This is a genomic window from Plantactinospora sp. BB1, assembly GCF_003030385.1.
Classification (GTDB): Bacteria; Actinomycetota; Actinomycetes; order Mycobacteriales; family Micromonosporaceae; genus Plantactinospora.
The window spans coordinates 2,274,901-2,291,848 of sequence record NZ_CP028159.1 but is presented as its reverse complement, the minus strand read 5'-3'; the positions used below and the strand labels follow the sequence as shown (position 1 = coordinate 2,291,848).

At 70.5% G+C, this 16,948-nt stretch carries 18 protein-coding genes and 1 pseudogene; 9 read left to right on the top strand and 10 right to left on the bottom strand.

Annotated elements, in window-relative coordinates:
- Positions 1–22 precede the first annotated feature (22 nt).
- Both C6W10_RS09905 and C6W10_RS09900 read left to right on the top strand, forming a co-directional pair.
- Positions 23–841, top strand: coding sequence for a GtrA family protein (locus C6W10_RS09905; protein WP_107257814.1), 819 nt, complete (start codon positions 23–25; stop codon positions 839–841).
- 8 nt (positions 842–849) lie between these two features.
- Complete coding sequence (locus C6W10_RS09900; protein ID WP_199853164.1) at positions 850–1,350, top strand: MaoC/PaaZ C-terminal domain-containing protein; 501 nt, start codon at positions 850–852, stop codon at positions 1,348–1,350.
- Between the two features lie 77 nt (positions 1,351–1,427).
- Here C6W10_RS09900 and C6W10_RS09895 read toward each other — a convergent pair whose 3' ends face one another.
- The 3 genes and pseudogenes from C6W10_RS09895 to C6W10_RS39660 form a co-directional block, all read right to left on the bottom strand.
- Positions 1,428–2,024, bottom strand: a complete 597-nt coding sequence (locus C6W10_RS09895) for a PH domain-containing protein (RefSeq protein ID WP_107263806.1) — start codon at positions 2,022–2,024, stop codon at positions 1,428–1,430.
- 230 nt (positions 2,025–2,254) lie between these two features.
- The gene (locus tag C6W10_RS39665) at positions 2,255–2,419 is read right to left on the bottom strand and encodes a hypothetical protein (protein ID WP_369938668.1); all 165 of its coding nucleotides are present in this window, start codon (positions 2,417–2,419) and stop codon (positions 2,255–2,257) included.
- Positions 2,420–2,839: 420 nt separating this feature from the next.
- Positions 2,840–3,265 (bottom strand): annotated as a pseudogene (locus tag C6W10_RS39660) (biotin--[acetyl-CoA-carboxylase] ligase); the annotation flags it as partial.
- A gap of 176 nt (positions 3,266–3,441) precedes the next feature.
- On the opposite strand from C6W10_RS39660, the gene C6W10_RS09885 reads away from it, so the two are divergent.
- A complete protein-coding gene (locus C6W10_RS09885; RefSeq protein WP_107263805.1) occupies positions 3,442–5,034 on the top strand; it encodes an acyl-CoA carboxylase subunit beta in 1,593 nt (530 codons plus the stop codon).
- A 16-nt stretch (positions 5,035–5,050) separates the two neighbouring features.
- On the opposite strand, the gene C6W10_RS09880 is transcribed toward C6W10_RS09885, so the two are convergent.
- From C6W10_RS09880 to C6W10_RS09860, 5 genes are all read right to left on the bottom strand, one after another.
- A complete protein-coding gene (locus C6W10_RS09880) occupies positions 5,051–6,046 on the bottom strand; it encodes a hypothetical protein (RefSeq protein ID WP_159104532.1) in 996 nt (331 codons plus the stop codon).
- Positions 6,039–6,539: a SigE family RNA polymerase sigma factor gene (locus C6W10_RS09875; protein ID WP_107257811.1), complete on the bottom strand. Its 501-nt coding sequence runs from the start codon at positions 6,537–6,539 to the stop codon at positions 6,039–6,041. The genes C6W10_RS09880 and C6W10_RS09875 overlap by 8 nt, the downstream gene beginning before the upstream one ends.
- 263 nt (positions 6,540–6,802) lie before the next feature.
- A complete protein-coding gene (locus C6W10_RS09870) occupies positions 6,803–7,828 on the bottom strand; it encodes a ketopantoate reductase family protein (RefSeq protein WP_107257810.1) in 1,026 nt (341 codons plus the stop codon).
- Between the two features lie 80 nt (positions 7,829–7,908).
- Entirely contained in the window at positions 7,909–8,649 is a 741-nt protein-coding gene (locus C6W10_RS09865) for a M50 family metallopeptidase (RefSeq protein WP_107257809.1), read from the bottom strand.
- A 42-nt stretch (positions 8,650–8,691) separates the two neighbouring features.
- Complete coding sequence (locus C6W10_RS09860) at positions 8,692–8,913, bottom strand: winged helix-turn-helix domain-containing protein (protein ID WP_159104531.1); 222 nt, start codon at positions 8,911–8,913, stop codon at positions 8,692–8,694.
- 253 nt (positions 8,914–9,166) lie between these two features.
- Between C6W10_RS09860 and C6W10_RS37210 the strand changes: the two genes are divergently transcribed.
- Complete coding sequence (locus C6W10_RS37210; protein WP_159104530.1) at positions 9,167–9,355, top strand: hypothetical protein; 189 nt, start codon at positions 9,167–9,169, stop codon at positions 9,353–9,355.
- 98 nt (positions 9,356–9,453) lie between these two features.
- Here the strand turns inward: C6W10_RS37210 and C6W10_RS09855 are convergent, their stop codons facing one another.
- Complete coding sequence (locus tag C6W10_RS09855) at positions 9,454–9,714, bottom strand: hypothetical protein (protein ID WP_107257807.1); 261 nt, start codon at positions 9,712–9,714, stop codon at positions 9,454–9,456.
- A 59-nt stretch (positions 9,715–9,773) separates the two neighbouring features.
- Positions 9,774–11,912: a serine/threonine-protein kinase gene (locus C6W10_RS09850; protein ID WP_107257806.1), complete on the bottom strand. Its 2,139-nt coding sequence runs from the start codon at positions 11,910–11,912 to the stop codon at positions 9,774–9,776.
- Positions 11,913–12,003: 91 nt separating this feature from the next.
- On the opposite strand from C6W10_RS09850, the gene C6W10_RS09845 reads away from it, so the two are divergent.
- The 5 genes from C6W10_RS09845 to C6W10_RS09825 all read left to right on the top strand — a co-directional run bounded on the left by C6W10_RS09845 (position 12,004) and on the right by C6W10_RS09825 (position 16,893).
- Positions 12,004–12,231, top strand: coding sequence for an acyl-CoA carboxylase subunit epsilon (locus C6W10_RS09845; RefSeq protein WP_107257805.1), 228 nt, complete (start codon positions 12,004–12,006; stop codon positions 12,229–12,231).
- A gap of 90 nt (positions 12,232–12,321) precedes the next feature.
- Positions 12,322–12,786, top strand: coding sequence for a hypothetical protein (locus tag C6W10_RS09840; RefSeq protein ID WP_199853903.1), 465 nt, complete (start codon positions 12,322–12,324; stop codon positions 12,784–12,786).
- Positions 12,787–14,289: 1,503 nt separating this feature from the next.
- The gene (mycP, locus tag C6W10_RS09835) at positions 14,290–15,312 is read left to right on the top strand and encodes a type VII secretion-associated serine protease mycosin (protein WP_369938159.1); all 1,023 of its coding nucleotides are present in this window, start codon (positions 14,290–14,292) and stop codon (positions 15,310–15,312) included.
- 94 nt (positions 15,313–15,406) lie between these two features.
- Positions 15,407–16,195 carry a nucleoside triphosphate pyrophosphatase gene (locus C6W10_RS09830; protein ID WP_234361684.1) on the top strand — a complete coding sequence of 263 codons (789 nt, stop codon included), beginning with the start codon at positions 15,407–15,409 and terminating at the stop codon, positions 16,193–16,195.
- Positions 16,196–16,239: 44 nt separating this feature from the next.
- Positions 16,240–16,893 (top strand): O-methyltransferase, encoded by a 654-nt coding sequence (locus C6W10_RS09825; RefSeq protein ID WP_107257803.1) that lies wholly within the window; start codon positions 16,240–16,242, stop codon positions 16,891–16,893.
- Positions 16,894–16,948 lie beyond the last annotated feature (55 nt).

Genomic DNA, 16,948 nt, shown 5'->3' with positions numbered 1-16,948 from the left:
AGATCTGCCCTAAGGTGGTCGAATGCGTTTCGCCCGTCTGTTGCCCGAACGCTGGCAGAAGTTCCTGCGTGAGGTGCTGAAATTCGGTGCCGTCGGGGGTTTGAACGCCGCCATCAACTACGCGGTGTTCAACGCCCTGGCGCTCACCGTGTTCGCTGACGGGCAACTGAAGGCGAATGTCATCGCCACGGTCGTCGCCACCGTCTCGTCCTATCTGATGAATCGGCACTGGACCTACCGGGACCGACCGAAGTCGGCAATGCGCCGCGAGTACGCCCTCTTCTTCCTCTTCAACGGCGCCGGGCTGGCCATCGAGCTGGGCGTACTCGCCGTGGCCAAGTACGGGTTCGGCATCAGCAGCCTGCTGGCGCTCAACGTCGCCAAGACGGTCGGCGTCGGGCTGGCCACCATCTTCCGGTTCTGGTCCTACCGCACCTTTGTCTTCCGGAAATCCCCGAACAGGTCGTTCGTCCCGGTCGAGGACGGTGCGGCGGGCGGCACCACCGCCTCCAAGCGGACCGCCGAGCTGGACGACGACTTCCTGGCCGAGCTCGACCCGGTCGCCGAACTCGCCGAGGCGGTCGGCGAGCTCACCGAGCCCGACACTGCCGGCCCCCAGCCTGCCGGCGTTGCCGGTGGTGGTCAGGGCGCGGGTCCGGAGACCGGGGTACCCGACCACGCGGCCACACCCGCCGCGAACGGGCGGCGAACCGCTGCCGGGACGCCGGACGCCTCCGCCCAGCCGCTCGAGGTCCAGTTCGCCGAGACCATCGACGCCGCGCTGGAGACCGAACTCGCCGCCGAGCTGAACGCCGCTCCCCGGCGTTCGTCAGCCCGCTGAGCGGCGCGGTGAGCCGCTCGGGTACCGGCGCGCCCGCCGAACTGTTCTTCGAGGACCTGACGCCCGGCCGCTCCTTCGACCTCGGGATCACCGTCGTCGACGGGCGGGAGATGGTCGACTTCGCCCGGCGCTTCGACCCGCAGTGGTACCACGTCGACGAGGAGTTGGCCCGGCGCAGCCATCACGGCGGACTGATCGCCAGCGGCTTCTTCACGGTGAGCCTCTTCATGCGGGCGTACGTCGACCACGTGCTCGCCCGGGCCGCCGGGGACGCCTCACCCGGGCTGGAGGAGCTGCGTTGGCTGGCCCCGGTACGCGCCGGTGACCGGCTGGCGACCCGGCTGACCGTACTCGGCAGCAAGCCGTCGGTCGCGCGGCCCGGCTTCGGGACCGTCACCCTGACCGCCAGCATGGACCGGCTGGACGCGGAGGGCAAGCCGGACCGCGAGGTGCTGCGTACCCGCTTCCGGGGCTGGTTCCTCATGCGGGAGCCGCTGCCGCCGGGCTGACCTGGCCGGGCGCCCGAACGAAAGGGCCCCTGCCCGGCCGCGCGCGGCGACTCGGGTGCCAGGGGCCCTTCCGGACGTTACTTCGACTCTTCGCGCAGCGGCTTGTTCGACTCTTCGCGCAGCGGCTTGCCCTCGGCCATGTCGGCCATGATCTCGCGCATCTCGCCGTCACCGAGCGAGTGCTTGTCGTGGTTGGCCTCGACGAGTTCGTAGAGCATGGTCTGCACCCGCTCCACGCCCGGGATGTCCTCCAGCACCGACTGGCCCCGCTCGCCGGCCGACTCGATGGTCAGCGTGCCGCAGCCGAGCAGCCGTTCGAGAAACTTCTGGTTCATCGAGTGGTCGTTGATCCGGCCGAGCGGGATGTCCCGGCGGTCGCGGGAGAAGACGCCCTTCTGCAACAGCACCCGCTCGTTGGTGAACAGATAGTGCGTGGTCCGCCAGACCAGGTACGGCCGGACGCTCAACCAGACCACCAGCACCAGCGCGACCGCCGCGATCACGTAGCCGAGCACCGTGCCGGCACCGCTCGACGGCAGCAGAACGAGGCCGGCGACCACGGCGGCAACGGCCAGCACCAGCACCACGACCGGTCGGATCAACGCCTTCCAGTGTGGGTGCAGGTGCGTTACGACATGCTCGTCCTGGGTGAGCACGTCCTCAGGGAAAGCCACCCCATCCTCCTCGTCCATAACCGAATGTCCGCGGTGACCGTAGCGGTTCCGCGCCACCGCCGTGGTATCCGGTATCGACTCTTTATCGACGGTCGGGATTCCGCGAAGGCGGCGGCGAGTCGGACGGTCGTCGTCGACTTCGCGGCGACTCCGCAGCCGATCCCCGCAGCCGATCCCTGCCGACGATCCGGTCGCCGGTGAGCGCTGGCGGTCAGCGCAGGTGCAGGACGTCAGCGCAGGTGCAGGACGTCGCCGGCGGCGACCCGGCGCTCGCCGTCAGCGGTGGCGAGCACCAGTTGCCCGTCCGGGTCGACCGTGCTGGCGGTGCCGACCAGTTCGTCCCCGGCCGGCAGCAGCACCCGTACCTCGCGGCCCAGGGTGGCGCAGTTGCGCACGTACGCCTCGTGCAGGCCGCAGGCGAGCGCGTCGCCACCGGCGGTCCGCCAGCGGCCGTACCAGCGGTCGATTCCGCGCAGCAGCGCCCGCAGCAGCGGGTCCCGGTCGGTGGCCGCCGCACCGGCCAGTTGCAGCGAGGTGGCCGGCAGCCCGGTCGGGTTGACCGGCAACTCGTCGGCGCGGACCGTGACGTTCACGCCCAGCCCGAGCACCACCCCCGGGTCCGCCGCACCGGCCGCGGAGACCCCCTCGGCCAGGATCCCGGCGGCCTTCGCCTCGCCGTTCGGCCGGCCACCGGCCGCACCGGTCGACGGACCCTCGGCGCCCGCCGCGCCCGGGGACCGGCCCGTCTCGTCCGGGAACCGGCCGGTCTCGTCCGGGGACCGCTCGGCGGGGCGGCCGTTGCGCGGGCCGGCCCAGAGCAGGAGATCGTTCGGCCACTTCAGCGCCGAGTCCAGCTCGGCCAGCAGGTCCACCGCCTCCACCAGGGCGACACCGGCCAGCAGGGGCAGCCAGCCGTACCGGGACGCCGGCACCGCCGGCCAGTCCCGGGCGGGCTCGGCCAACCCGGGCCGGAGCAGCACGCTGACCGCGAGCCCGGCCCGGGCCGGCGACTCCCAGGTACGCCCGCGCCGGCCCCGCCCCGCGGTCTGCCGCTCGGCGACCACCACCAGCCCCTCCGGCTCACCGGCCCGGGCGGCCTCGGCCGCGTCGGCGTTCGTCGACCCGGTCTCGCGGTGCAGTATCAGCCGGGTCCAGAGGCTCTCCGGGGTGATCAGGGCCCGCCGGAGCCGCCGCGCGTCGAGCGGCGGACGGTCCAGGTCGGTGTACGGCGATCCCGGCATCAGCCCAGCGTACGGCTCCGGCCCGCCGGTGCGGGGCCGACCGTCGCGGCGGGGTCCTCCCGCCGGTCGCCGGCCGGGCTCCCCGCACGGAGATCGAGTCCCGGGGCCGGGTGGTGCGGCACACGCCCCGCCACCGGGCGGTGGCCGGGGCGCCGGCCGTCGTTACGATCGCGAACGTGACTGGGCAGCCGAGCACCACCGACGTCGACCCCCACAGCACCGCCGGCCGCCTCGCGGACCTGGACCGCCGGGTCGACGAGGCGGTGCACGCCGGTTCGGCCCGGGCGGTGGAGAAACAGCACGCCCGGGGCAAGAAGACCGCCCGGGAGCGGATCGAGCTGCTGCTCGACCCCGGTTCCTTCGTCGAGCTGGACGGGCTGGCCCGACACCGGTCGACCAACTTCGGGCTGGACCGCACCCGCCCGTACGGCGACGGCGTGGTGACCGGGTACGGCACCGTCGACGGCCGGCAGGTCTGCGTCTTCGCCCAGGACTTCACGGTCTTCGGCGGCTCCCTCGGCGAGGTCTTCGGCGAGAAGATCGTCAAGGTGATGGACCTGGCGATGAAGATCGGCTGCCCGGTGATCGGGATCAACGACTCCGGCGGCGCCCGGATCCAGGAGGGCGTGGTCAGCCTCGGCCTCTACGGCGAGATCTTCTTCCGCAACGTCCGCGCCTCCGGGGTGATCCCGCAGATCTCCCTGGTGATGGGTCCTTGTGCGGGCGGGGCCGTCTACTCCCCGGCGGTCACCGACTTCACCGTGATGGTCGACCAGACCTCGCACATGTTCATCACCGGGCCGGATGTGATCAAGACGGTGACCGGTGAGGACGTCGCGATGGAGGAGCTGGGCGGGGCGCGTACCCACAACACCCGCAGCGGCAACGCGCACTACCTGGCCACCGACGAGGACGACGCGATCGACTACGTCAGGGCGCTGCTGTCGTACCTGCCGAGCAACAACCTCGACGAGGCGCCGGTCTTCGAGGCCCCGGCCGAGCTGGAGGTCACCGACGTCGACCGGGAACTGGACACGCTGATCCCGGACTCGGCGAACCAGCCGTACGACATCCGCCAGGTGATCGAGCACGTTCTCGACGAAGGGGAGTTCCTGGAGGTACAGCCCCTCTACGCGCAGAACATCGTGGTCGGCTTCGGTCGGGTCGAGGGGCGGCCGGTCGGGGTGGTGGCGAACCAGCCGATGCACTTCGCCGGCTGCCTGGACATCGCCGCCTCGGAGAAGGCCGCCCGGTTCGTCCGCACCTGCGACGCGTTCAACATCCCGGTACTCACCTTTGTGGACGTTCCAGGCTTCCTGCCCGGTACCGGCCAGGAGTGGGACGGCATCATCCGGCGGGGCGCCAAGCTGATCTACGCGTACGCCGAGGCCACCGTCCCGAAGGTCACCGTGATCACCCGGAAGGCGTACGGCGGGGCGTACGACGTGATGGGCTCCAAGCACCTCGGCGCGGACCTCAACTTCGCCTGGCCGACCGCGCAGATCGCGGTGATGGGCGCGCAGGGCGCGGTGAACATCCTCTACCGTGCCGAGCTGGCCGCCGCCGACGATCCGGCCGCCGTCCGGGCCGAGAAGATCCGGGAGTACGAGGACACCCTCGCCAACCCCTATGTGGCGGCCGAGCGCGGCTACGTCGACTCGGTGATCCGGCCGGCGGAGACCAGGAGCCAGATCGTGCGGGGGCTGCGGATCCTCCGCACCAAGCGCGAGACGCTGCCGGCGAAGAAGCACGGCAACATCCCGCTCTGACCCCGGCCGGGGCGACTCAACAGGGCGGGTTCGCGGCCTCGCAGAGCCGGACGGCGGCGCGCCGGGTCAACGCCTCGGCCCGCTTCGGGTCCGGCGCCTCGTCGACCCGGTCCACAGTGGCCACCAGGTCGCCGACCCGGACGACTCCGACCAGCCGGCTGGCCGGGCCGTCGACCACCGCCGCACTGTCCTGCCGGCGGACCGTGGTCCGCCAGTCCAGCAGCACCGACTCGTCCCCGGCGAAGTCCTCGGCCAGGACCCGCCAGCGGTGCTCCGCGTCGACGGCAAGCCCGCGGCCGTCGACCTCGATCGCCCCGGGGGTGCGGTATTCGGCGCAGAGGTCGGGCACCGCACGGGCGTCCGCGAAGACCTGCCGGGCCGCGCCGGGGAGGAGCCGGAAGACCCGTTCGTGTACGACCGGCGCGCCGCTGTGCGGGTCACCGGGTACCGTCGGCGGCTGCTGCACGGTGTGCCGGCGGACCACCCGGGCCAGCCCGTCGTAGCGGTCCCGTAGCGCGTACCCGGGGCAGCCCAGCGGCACGGTCGCATCGACCACCTCCACCACCGTCTCCAGCCGCACCTCCTCCCGTTCCACCACCAGCCCCGGCCCGACGTCCTCCGGTTGCAGCAGTGCCGACGCCGGAATGGCGACCGGATCCGGCGACGGCACCGGAGCCGACGGTCCGGCCAGCAGCGGCTGCCCCCCGGCCGGCAGCGGCCGTGGCACGTACCGCTCGACGGCCATCACCGAGCCCGACGCGACCACGACGAGCACCGCGACCGTCCCGACCAGCGACCTGATCCGACTACGCCGCCGGGCCCGCGTGCGGATCTCCTCGGGCGCGAGCCAGCGGACCGTGGCGACCTCCTCGGCGATCCGGTCCGCCAGCTCCGGCCCCACCCCGGCCGACAGATCCGTCGGACCGCTGGTGGAAGGGCGTGCCGACCGACCCGTCGACGGATCGGACCGGTACCCGGGCTGGGCGGCCCGGGTGGACATCAACTCAGGCATCGGCGGCCTCCTCCAGATCCACGACCGTCAGCAGGCCGGCCAACGCCGCCCGGCCACGGGCCAGCCGGGCCTTCACCGTGCCGACGGGTGCCCCGGTCTCCCGGGCCACCTCGGCCACCGGCAGGCCGAGCAGGTAGTACAGGGCGATCGCGGTACGTTGCTCCTCCGGCAGCCGGCGGAGCGCGGCGACCACCTCGATCGTCTCGGTACCCGGCGCCGGGGTGTCGGCCGGCAACCCGTGCCGCAGGTACGCCCGGCTCCGGCTGCGCAGGCTGCGCCAGCGGCTGATCGCCACCCGGGCGGCCACCACCCGTACCCACGCCTCCGGATCGGCGTACCCGGACACCCGCGACCAGCGCTGCCACGCCCGGATGTACGCCTCCTGGACGGCGTCCTGGGCCTCGGCCAGGTCACCGGTCAACAGATAGACGTACCCGAGCAGCCGTTGCCGGCTCCCCCGGTAGAACTCGTCGAAGTCGTCGACGTCGGGCACCTGCGACCTCCCCTGCCGGACATAGCCAATACGCCTGGGCCCCGGGGTGCGGTTGCGGGTCGGGTGCAAACTGTTCGGCAACGATGCCCTTCGGTCTGGGCTCGGCGGGACCGGTCAGGTCGCTCAGGTCAGCTCAGGTCAGGTCAGCTCAGGTCAGCTCAGGTCAGGTCAGCTCAGGTCAGCTCAGGTCAGCTCAGGTCAGGTCAGGTCAGCTCAGCTCAGCTCAGGTCAGGTCAGGTCAGCTCAGCTCAGGTCAGCTCAGCTCAGGTCAGGTCGGCGATCGGGAACTCGGCGGCCGGGATGTGTTCGCGTACCGCCCGGCGCATCGCCCGCTGCACCGCCGCGTTGGCCGGGGTCGGCACCCCGTGCAGCCGGCCGAGCAGCACGATCTCGCCGTTGAGGTAGTCCGTCTCGACCGATCCGGCGTCCCGGGCGAGGCTCTGCCAGGTCGAGCCGCCCTGCCGGGGCTGCCCGGCCACCGGTACCGCCTCGACCCGGTCACCGCGCTCGTCGGCTTCCTCCGCCCGCGAGGTGTAGCCGATCCCGGCCGCGTCGAGCACCGCCTCCCCCTCGGCCAGTACCGCCGCGAGCAGCTCGGCCGCCCGGGCCGCCCGCCGGTCGTCGGCCCCGGATGCGGTGCCGCCGACCGAGAGGCCGAAGAGCGCCTGGACGCCGTTGCCGAGGTTGCGCAGCAGCTTGCCGTACTTCCAGCGCATCACGTCGTCGCGGACCGGGGCGAGGAACCGGGCCGCCGCCAGGTCCGCGCCGATCCGCCGCGCGAGGTCGTCGGAACCGTGTGGGAAGGCGCCGAGATGCAGCATCCCCGAGTACGGGTGACCGCTGGCCACCACCCGTCCGGGTTCGAGGTGGGTCGCCGGGAGCCAGACGCAGACCGGATAGACCCGGTCGAAGAGCCGGGCGGCGGCGCGCTCGTTCGCGACCCCGTTCTGCGCGGTCAGCAGCGGCAGCCGCTCTGCCGCCGTACCGCCGCCCTGGACCGGGAGGTCGGCCCAGCTCCGCAGCGCGGCCTCGGTGTCCTGCGACTTCACCGTCAACACCAGCACGGTGTCCGAGGTCAGCGGCTGGTCGACTCGGTCCGTGGCGGGGTCGCCGATGGCGGGGAGCCGGCCGACGTACTCGCCGTCCGGGGTGTTCAGGGTCAGCCCGTGCGCCCGGATCGCGGCCAGGTGCGCGCCCCGGGCCACCAGGGTCACGTCCCGGCCGGCCTCGCCGAGCCGTACCCCGATGGTGCCGCCGACCGCACCGGCACCGATGATCACGTAACGCATCTCGTCCCCTGTTTCCTCGGCCGCTCAGCGTGGTCGGCTCGGCGTGGTCGGCGTGGTCGGCGTTCGGCCCGGCCCGCTGGTCAGCCGGGCAGGCCGGTGGAGTTCAGTATCGGGCCGGTGAGCAGGGCGGCTCCGGCCAGCAGGGCGATCAGGTTGACCGCGCCGAAGACCCCGACCCAGACCAGGCCCGGTACCCGGGTCAGCCAGGCGAGCTGGTCGGCGTCCGACTGCGGCAGTTGACCGCGCCGCCGCAGCGTCTGGAGTTCACCCACCGGCCGTACGCCGCCGAGCAGCAGGAACCACACCCCGGTGTACGCGAACGCCGCCTGCACCTCCGGCGACGCCATCCAGGAGACCCCGAGTACGACCCCGGTGGTGACCACGATGGAGATGATGCCGAAGACGTTGCGGATCATCACCAGCATGGCGAGCAGCAGTGCGACCGCGACCCAGAGCAGCAGAGTGATCCGGTTTCCGCCGAGTACCCAGGCACCGGCCAGCCCGATCAGTGACGGTGCCAGATAGCCGGCGAGCAGGGTGAAGACCATCCCGGGACCGGTCGGCCGGCCCGCCGACAGGGTCAGGCCGGAGGTGTCCGAGTGCAGCCGGATGCCCTGGAGACGACGTCCGGTGAGTACGGCCGCGAGCGCGTGCCCACCCTCGTGCGCGATCGTGATGGCGTTGCGGCCGATCCGCCAGGGCAGCCGGGTGAGCACCACGGTGAGGGCCACCAGCCCGGTGATCAGGACCAGCAGCGGGGGTGGGTCGGGCTGAGCCCCGAAGAGCTTGTCCCAGAGGTCTGTCAAGCCGTCCACTGACATCCGAGCGAGCCTAGCTCACGTCGCCGCTGCCCAGCGGGCTGCCTACTTTTCGTGCTCGACGACGAAGACGCCCAGCCCCGGATGGCCCTGCACCAGACCCTTCGCCTTGAGCCAGCTCACCGCGCCACGCACCACCGTGACGGAGACACCGTATTGCGCACGCAGCGCTGCGGTGCTCGGCAACTGGTCGCCCGGCGCCAGCGCTCCCGATTCGATCTGCTCGGTGAGGTCGTTGATGATCTTTTGTGTTTTCGAGGTGGGCACGATGCACTCCCTGGTCCGCGGTGACATTTGATCACGGTGAACCGGACGACCACAAGCATCAGGAGGCATCTAGAGGCATATGGTGTTGCCTTGCTCTACCTTATGCATTAAGTTCCGAGGAGCCGATTCCTCCCTGGTCCGCAACTTGGCGGGGGTCGGTCTCCCGCGCGGCGGCTCGTCTCCCTCCGACAGCCCGGCGAGCCGTCGCGCGCCCCGCAACCGCCGGAGGTCCGCAATGGAACGCGACCGCTCCATGGCAATAGTCGAACGACATCGCCCGGCGCCACTGTGGCGGCTACTCGGCATGTGGCGGTGTGTCGCGTGCCGGCGTCGCTGGCCCTGTCCCCGCTACCGCGACGCCCGCAGTGACCTGCTCGCCCGGGACCGGCACGACATCGCGGAGGTGGCGCGACGACTCAACAGCCGCTGGCCGCAGCCCTGACACGAGTTAGCGGCAGCGGGACCTATCATCACCTCTCCGGTCGATAACTGATCCGGCTGCCGCTATCCCTCGCTGTCGCTATCCCTCGTTGTCCAGTCTCAGCGGAGCTGCGCGGCGGACCCCGCCTGCGCCGGGCCCGTCGTGGGCATGGCGACCTGGGCTGGCACCGCCGTCTGGTTCTGCACGCCTCGCCGCAGCAAGAACCAAGCGCCGACCGTAGCGACGGCCACGGTGACGACGCTCGCGAGCGCGATCAGCGCGACCATTCCGACGCTCGCCACCAGTATGGCGAGATCGCCGATCGCAACCAGCATCCACAGTGCAATGCTCGGCTTCGTCGCATGATGTCGGGAACGCATCAGTCGTACCTCCTTCCGTCGAGATCATCACTACCCCGATGAAAGTGAGGTCATGCCTGTCAACTCTTCGCGGGTCGGAACCCGTCCGCGATGATTTTGAAGGTGGCGAGTTCACGGTCCCAGTCGGCCGCCTCGGTGTCCCAGCGGATCGCGTACGCCTTCTTGCTGCTGGTGACGAAGCCCCGGTTACGGACGTGCATCCGCACTCCGCCCTCGTCGTGCAGCCACTCCCAGTCGGCGGCCTTCAGCCAGTAGTCGACCGACCGGATCGTCACCCGCTGGTAGTTCGTGTAGTCGCCCCGTCGATACCGCTCCTGCTCCGTCCAGTCCGCGACGGGATCCGGCCGAGGATCGTTCGTCTGGTCGATCATCAGGAAGCGGCGGCTGTCGGGATCGTTGAACTTGACCCGCGGCCCCTCCCTGCTGACCGTCCACCCGTTCGGCACCGGCACGGCGAACCCGGTCCGGTCCTGGTGCAGCTTCCAACCCGCCGGTAGCTGCGGAGCGGCCTGACCCGTCGGCGTCACCGGCGGCTGGGCCGGCTGAGCGGTGGTCGCCGCCGGTGTGGGCTCCGGGGGTGCGCTGGTGGGATCGGCGGACGGCGTACCCGGCGGTTGGCTCGTCGGTGCGGAACCGGAACTCGGGTTCCGGTCCTCGCTGCCCGACTCGCCGTCGCGGGTCAGCGGCACGATCACGACGAGGGCGAGCAGGAGGAGTACGACCAGCCCGCCGAGCAGCCACATCCGGCGGTTGCCGGCCGCGACGGCGGCCAGCGGGCCGCGCCGGTCGCCGTACTCTTCGTCGCGGCTCGTCGGGACCGCCGCCCGGCCCGCCGGCTGCGCCACCAGGTTCTCCGGCTGCGCCGCCTGGTCTGCCTGCCGAGCTGCCTGATCTGCCTGCTGGTCTGCCGGCGACTGCTCTGAGGACGAGGTTTCCGCCTTCGGCTGGACCGCAGTTGGCGCTGGCTCCGACTTCGCCTCGACCTCGTCGGCCGACTGTCCGGGCACGACGACGACGGTCGGCTCGGCGGGCGGCCGGGCGCTGTCCGAGCTGGCGGGTTCCTCCGACACCTCCGCTGCGGGTGCCTCCGCCGCCGGCTCCTTCTCGGCCGGCGGGGCGGGCAGCTTCGTCGTCTCGGCAGCCGGCGGAGCGGTCGGGAGCTTGGTCGTCTCGGCAGCCGGTGGAGACGCCGGCAACTTGGTCGTCTCGGCGGCCGGCGGCGTCGCCGGGGCAGGGGGCGGTGCGGTCGGTGGCGCGGCAGGGGCCTGCCGGGGCGACGGCAACGGCACGATCCGGGTACGCGGCTCGCCCGGTTCGCGCGGGCCGTGCGGCCCCGGTCGGCGTACCCCGTCAAGCAGTGACAGCCCCGGGTTCCTGCGCCGGCCTGACGCGCGACGGAGCAACCGCTCCGCCACCTCGGCGTTGATCCGCGTCGTCGGATCCTTGCGCAACAGCCCCGCGAGCACGGCCTTGAGCGGGCCGGCGCGGCGCGACACCGGCGGCGGTTCGGTGGCCAGCGCTGCCAACGTCGCGATCGCGGAGGGCCGGGCGAACGGCGACTGCCCCTCGACGGCGGCGTAGAGCGTCGCGCCCAGCGACCAGAGGTCACCCTCCGGCCCGGCCGTGCCGTCCTTCGCCCGCTCCGGCGCGATGTACGCGGGCGACCCCAGTACCAGTCCGGTACGGGTCACGTTCGGGTCACCCGGCACGGTGGCGAGGCCGAAGTCGGTCAGTACCACTCGGCCGTCGTCGCCGAGCAGCACGTTGCCGGGCTTCACGTCCCGGTGCATCACCCCGGCCCGGTGCGCGGACTTCAGCGCGCCGAGCACCCCGAGCCCGATCTCGGCGGCCCGGGTCGGCGACACCGGCCCGTCACTGGCAAGTACGTCCTGCAACGACCGCGACGGGATGTACTCCATGACGATCCACGGATCACCGTCAGTACGCAGTACGTCGAAGACCCGGACCACGTTCGCGTGGTTGAGTCGGGCGATCGCCCGTGCCTCGCGGAGCGAGCGCTCGCGCATCTCCCGACGCTCGTCCTCGGTCAGCCCCGGCGGCGGAACCAACTCCTTGATCGCGACGTCGCGGTGCAGCACCTCGTCACGCGCCTTCCAGACCCGACCCATCCCGCCCTGGCCGAGCGGCTCGACAAGTCGGTACCGGTCAGCGATGAGTTGAGGAGGCGCACTAGACACCCGTGGACGGTACCCAACGGCAACAAGAGTCACACCCTCGGCACGCCTATCTGAGACGCCCACCAATTGACGAGGACGTACCCTCAATGCCATGACCGACGAAGAACCGCTGCTCCGGGTGGTCCGAGGTACCCCCACCCCGGAGGAGTTGGCCGCCCTGGTCGGGGCGATCTTCCTCCGTCCGCGACCGACCACATCGGCCCGACCCGCCGCCGTGTCGACCTGGGCACAGAGCGGTCGCCCCGGTACGGTGTCCCCGTCCGGCATGCCGGCCCACACCGGTGGTGACGCCTGGCGGGTCTCCGGCCTTCCTCACTGACCTGCTCTCGGCGCCCCGACGGGGCTGCCCACGCCGGCCCGTACCCACTAACCTTGGTGTGGGGCAGTACGTAGCACCTGGGGAGAAGACGTGATACCTGAGGAAGACCGCGGCCCTGCGTGGCTGCGCGACTACGGCGGCGCCATAGAGGCTGACATCCAGCGAATGGAAGAGTTCGCCCAGCAGCTCCTGGCCGAGGTCCAGAAGAACTACGTCCCACACATGGAAGAAGTCCAGTCGGACATGCTGCCCAACTTGCCTTCGCCGCACGCGGGCTTCGCCGAGTTGGTGTCGTTCTTCGAGGCGCACCGGACCGTCCAGCAGGACACCTCGACGCGAGTCTGGGACGTCGGCGACGGCACCGGCGGCCTCGCCACCGCCGCCGAGAAGGTCAGCAAGAACTACGGCCAGGCCGACGCGTTCTCGCAGGCCCGAGTCCGCGATGTCGAGAGTGCGCTGGACCAGACCGGTGTAGCGGCGCCGCCGCCACCAGGGTCGCAGAACGCGACGCCGTCGCAGGGCGGCACGGAGAACACGGGGAGCCCCAATGCTTGATGACGGAGGCGGGCGGAGCGGCCAGATCTCCGGTACGACCAACTGGACGTCACACAACGTCCAGCAGATGTGGGACCTGCTGGCCAACCAACAGACGGATACGCACTGGCAGCACGTCAGCGGCTGGCGGAAGACCTCTGAACTCAGCTCACTACACCTGTCGCGATTGAAGCAGTACCGCGAGAACCTGATCGAAGCCTGGCCACCGGAGAAGAGCGAGGCTTCGAAGGCGTACGTCGCACGGCTCGACTTCCTCATCCAAACGGTGCAGGGCGTCTACGACACGGCCGCCGCGAACCAGCAGGCTCTCACCGGTGTGACTCAGGCGATCTGGGAGTCGCGCAGGAACCTTGAAGAGATTCACAAGGAATACCTCGCCAAAGAGCAGGCCAAGCAGCAGTACGACGCGGCCGTTACGGCGAACAACGGCCGGCCGCCTGCCGGACAGAAGCCGACGACCCAATCCGACCTGGAAGACCTGAACTGGCGCGCTCGCCACATCATGTACGGGCTCAGCAGCGAGCTCGCCACCGCCCAGGTACAGCTCCGCAAACCTCCGGTGTACAAGACTCCAGGGGATGCGAGAGATGAGACTGGTAGCGGAAGTGGGTCGGGTGGTAGTAGCGCCATGGGCGGTTCGAGCCCACCGGTGCTTCCGCCCGTTGTCCCGATGCCAGCGGGTGGGGGCGCGAGCTACAGCCCTCCACCGACTCCGGCCATCCACACTGTCGTTCCGACGCCATCTGTGCCTGGTGCCGGCCCAATTCTCGGTGGTACTGGACCGATAGCTCCCCCAGCTGTGCCGCCAACGCCGCCGAGTGTCATTCCACCGCCACCACCGACCACTGGCCCCGGTCTGCCAACGCCCCCGATTCCCCCTGGCCTCCCGCCCGGAGCCAGGCCGCCAGGGCCACCCCCTGGGGCGAAGCCGCCCGGACTGCCTCCTGGCTATCCCACCCCGGGTGGCGGACTGAACAAGTCGGGACTTAACCCCAATGTCGGAGTGGGCCCGCGAGTAATGCCTCCGGGCGGCCTGATCGGTGGAACACCGGGCACAGGTCTCTCACAGCCTGCTTCAGGAGTGGGGGGAACTCGGCGCATCAACCCAGTCGGTGGTGTCATCGGCGGTAACGGCGCGGGCGCCATATCACCCGGCGCTGGCCAGCGGCTGAGTGCCGGCATGAGCCGTTCCTCCATGGGCAGCCCCGGTCAGGTGGGGATGGGACCAGGCGCGCGAACTGGTGCCCAGGGCAGTAATGACGAGAACGACCGACACTGGGACCCGGATAATCCATGGGAGACCGACGAGGGAGTCGCACCGGTCATGCTGCCCAGCCGAGATAGCGGCAGGATCGACCCTGGCCCAGCGATTGGTTACAAGCGGTGAGACTTCGCACGACCCGCGCGGCCGTGGCACTCCTTTGTGCCACGGCCGTCGCCGTTTTCCCGGCCAGGGTAGCTCAGGCCGACCAGGTGCGAAACAATCAATGGCATCTCAGGTACTTGAAGGTTGCCGAAGCGCACAGAATTAGCCAAGGAGAAGGGGTCGCTGTTGCCGTCATCGACACCGGCGTCGACCCACATCCCGACCTTCGCAATAATCTCTTACCAGGCACCGTCACGGAGGGCGGCGGTTCCGGCAACGGTCGTCAGGATAGCGACCCCGGAGGCCATGGCACCGGGATGGCCGGCCTGATAGCTGCCCACGGCCGCGGGGGCAACGGGGCCCTCGGAATCGCACCAAAAGCCAAGATTGTTCCAATACGGAACGGAAACAAGAGTCACGATACAGACGATACCGCCAAGGCCATCGAATGGGCTGTATCGAAGCGGGTTGATGTCATTAGTTTGTCATCAGGAGGAGGATCTTCATCCCGCCTGAATGCAGCATTACGAGCAGCATTCGAAGCGGACATAGTAGTTGTTGCAGCAGCCGGCAACAGGCCGGGAGACTTTTTAATCCAGTTTCCCGCTGCCGCAGAGGGAGTCGTTGCAGTTGGCGCGACCGACCAGAAAGGAGCACACGCCGACATTTCTGTTACGGGCAAGAGACTAGCCCTCAGCGCGCCTGGAGTCGACATCTACAGCACGTCGGTCAACGGGCGCTACCGCACTGGCACTGGTACGTCCCCTTCAACTGCAATCGTGGCTGGGGCGGCTGCGCTCGTACGGAGCAAGTTCCCGGATCTGTCCGCTGAGGAAGTTGTACATCGGCTCACCGCTACCGCCGACGACAAGGGAACGCCGGGTCGGGACGAGGAGTACGGGTACGGCGTACTGAACCTGGTCAAGGCGCTGACGGCCGACGTACCTCCCTTGGAGGGAAGTGCCAACCCGAGCGCTAGCGCCGCGCCCAGCCCCACCCAGACGCAGCCTGCTGACAACGCCGCTCCAGAGCCGGAGAACAAGTCGAACGCCGGCTCGACGATCCTGATCGGTGTCCTGATAGCTCTTGTCGTACTCGGTCTGTTGGTGACCCTGCTGGTGGTGCTCCTGCTACGGCGACGGCAGCAGCCACGCCTCTGAGCCGCTCCGGAGACGAACCGTCCCGAACCGAACCGATGCGCACACCCGGCCCGAGCGCGGGTAGCCCTCGTCGGGCCGGGTAGCGTTGGCCGTCGTGCGAACGGAAAATCGGCTGCGCCTGGTGCTCGCCTCGGCGAGCCCGGCCCGACGCAAGCTCCTACAGGCCGCCGGCATCGAGCCGGAAGTGCTGGTCAGCGGGGTCGACGAGTCACAGGTGGACCCGTCGACCCCCGAAGCGCTGAGTCTCACGCTGGCCCAGATGAAGGCCCGAACCGTCGCCGAGCGATTCGGCGCAGACCTGACCGCCAGCAATGTCACCACCACGGGCAGCGGCGCCAGCACGGGCAGCGGCAGTGGCGCCGGCACCGACAGCGGCAGCAGCGCCGAGAGCCGGAGGCAGCCCGACCACAACCTCCGTACGCTCGTCCTCGGCTGTGATTCTGTGCTCGCCTTCGACGGGGAGATTCTCGGCAAGCCGGCCGACGCGGACGAGGCGACCCGTCGCTGGCAGGCGATGCGGGGCAAGAGCGGCGTGCTGCACACCGGGCACTGCCTGATCGACCTGTCGACCGGGCGCGAGGTGGCCCGGGTCGCCGCCACCGGCGTCTACTTCGCCGAAATCACCGATGACGAGATCGCCGCGTACGTCGCGACGGGCGAGCCATTGCAGGTGGCGGGCGCGTTCACCATCGACGGGCTGGGCGGTCCGTTCGTCGACCGGGTGGACGGCGATCCTGGGGCGGTGATCGGGCTCTCCCTGCCGCTGTTCCGCAACCTGCTCGGCGAACTCGACCTGCGGATCACCGACCTCTGGACTGACCGGGCAGCCCCGAACGGTGCCGGCTTCGGGACGGAGACGACAGCGGCGGACGACCCACACTGACCGAACCGCTACCGTCCGCCGCCAACCTGGCATAGCGTCGAGCGGTGCCGACGAAGTCGATCCCGCTCACCGATGACCTTCACGCGTACGTCCTGGCGCACGGCTCACCGCCGGACGCCCTGGTCCGAGAGCTGATCGACGAGACGGTCTCCCTGTTGCCGGCCGACGCCGGGATGCAGATCGCTCCGGACCAGGCCGGGCTGCTCACCTTTCTGACCAGGCTGGTGAACGCCCGGCAGGCGGTCGAGGTCGGCACCTTCACCGGGCTCTCCTCGTTGGCGATCGCCCGTGGCCTTCCCGCCGACGGGCGGTTGACCTGCTTCGACATCTCCGAGGAGTACACGGCGGTCGCCCGCCGGTACTGGGCGCGGGCCGGGGTCGACGACCGGATCGAGCTGCGGATCGGCCCGGCCGCCGAGACGCTACGGTCCCTCCCCTCCGAGCCACACCTCGATTTTGCCTTCGTCGACGCCGACAAGACGGGCTACCCGACCTACTGGGCCGAGTTGGTGCCGAGGATGCGTACCGGTGGGCTGCTCGTGGTGGACAACGTGCTGCGGGGCGGCCGGGTCCTCGCCCCGGAGACCGTGGCCGACCGGGCGATCGCCGACTTCAACGAGGCGGTACTCGCCGACGAGCGGGTCGACCTGGTGATGCTGCCGATCGCCGACGGCCTCACCCTGGCCCGCCGCCGCTGACCACCGCCGACACCGACTGCGGCCCAGCCGCTACGGGTACGGGTGGAACCGGCGC

Excerpts from the sequence above, each read along its gene's own strand:
- C6W10_RS09855 (WP_107257807.1), bottom strand. The coding sequence starts at position 9,714 with ATGCGTTCCCGACATCATGCGACGAAGCCGAGCATTGCACTGTGGATG.
- C6W10_RS09905 (WP_107257814.1), top strand. The coding sequence starts at position 23 with ATGCGTTTCGCCCGTCTGTTGCCCGAACGCTGGCAGAAGTTCCTGCGT.
- C6W10_RS09845 (WP_107257805.1), top strand. The coding sequence starts at position 12,004 with ATGACCGACGAAGAACCGCTGCTCCGGGTGGTCCGAGGTACCCCCACC.
- C6W10_RS09865 (WP_107257809.1), bottom strand. The coding sequence starts at position 8,649 with ATGTCAGTGGACGGCTTGACAGACCTCTGGGACAAGCTCTTCGGGGCT.
- C6W10_RS37210 (WP_159104530.1), top strand. The coding sequence starts at position 9,167 with ATGGCAATAGTCGAACGACATCGCCCGGCGCCACTGTGGCGGCTACTC.
- C6W10_RS09880 (WP_159104532.1), bottom strand. The coding sequence starts at position 6,046 with ATGCCTGAGTTGATGTCCACCCGGGCCGCCCAGCCCGGGTACCGGTCC.
- C6W10_RS09870 (WP_107257810.1), bottom strand. The coding sequence starts at position 7,828 with ATGCGTTACGTGATCATCGGTGCCGGTGCGGTCGGCGGCACCATCGGG.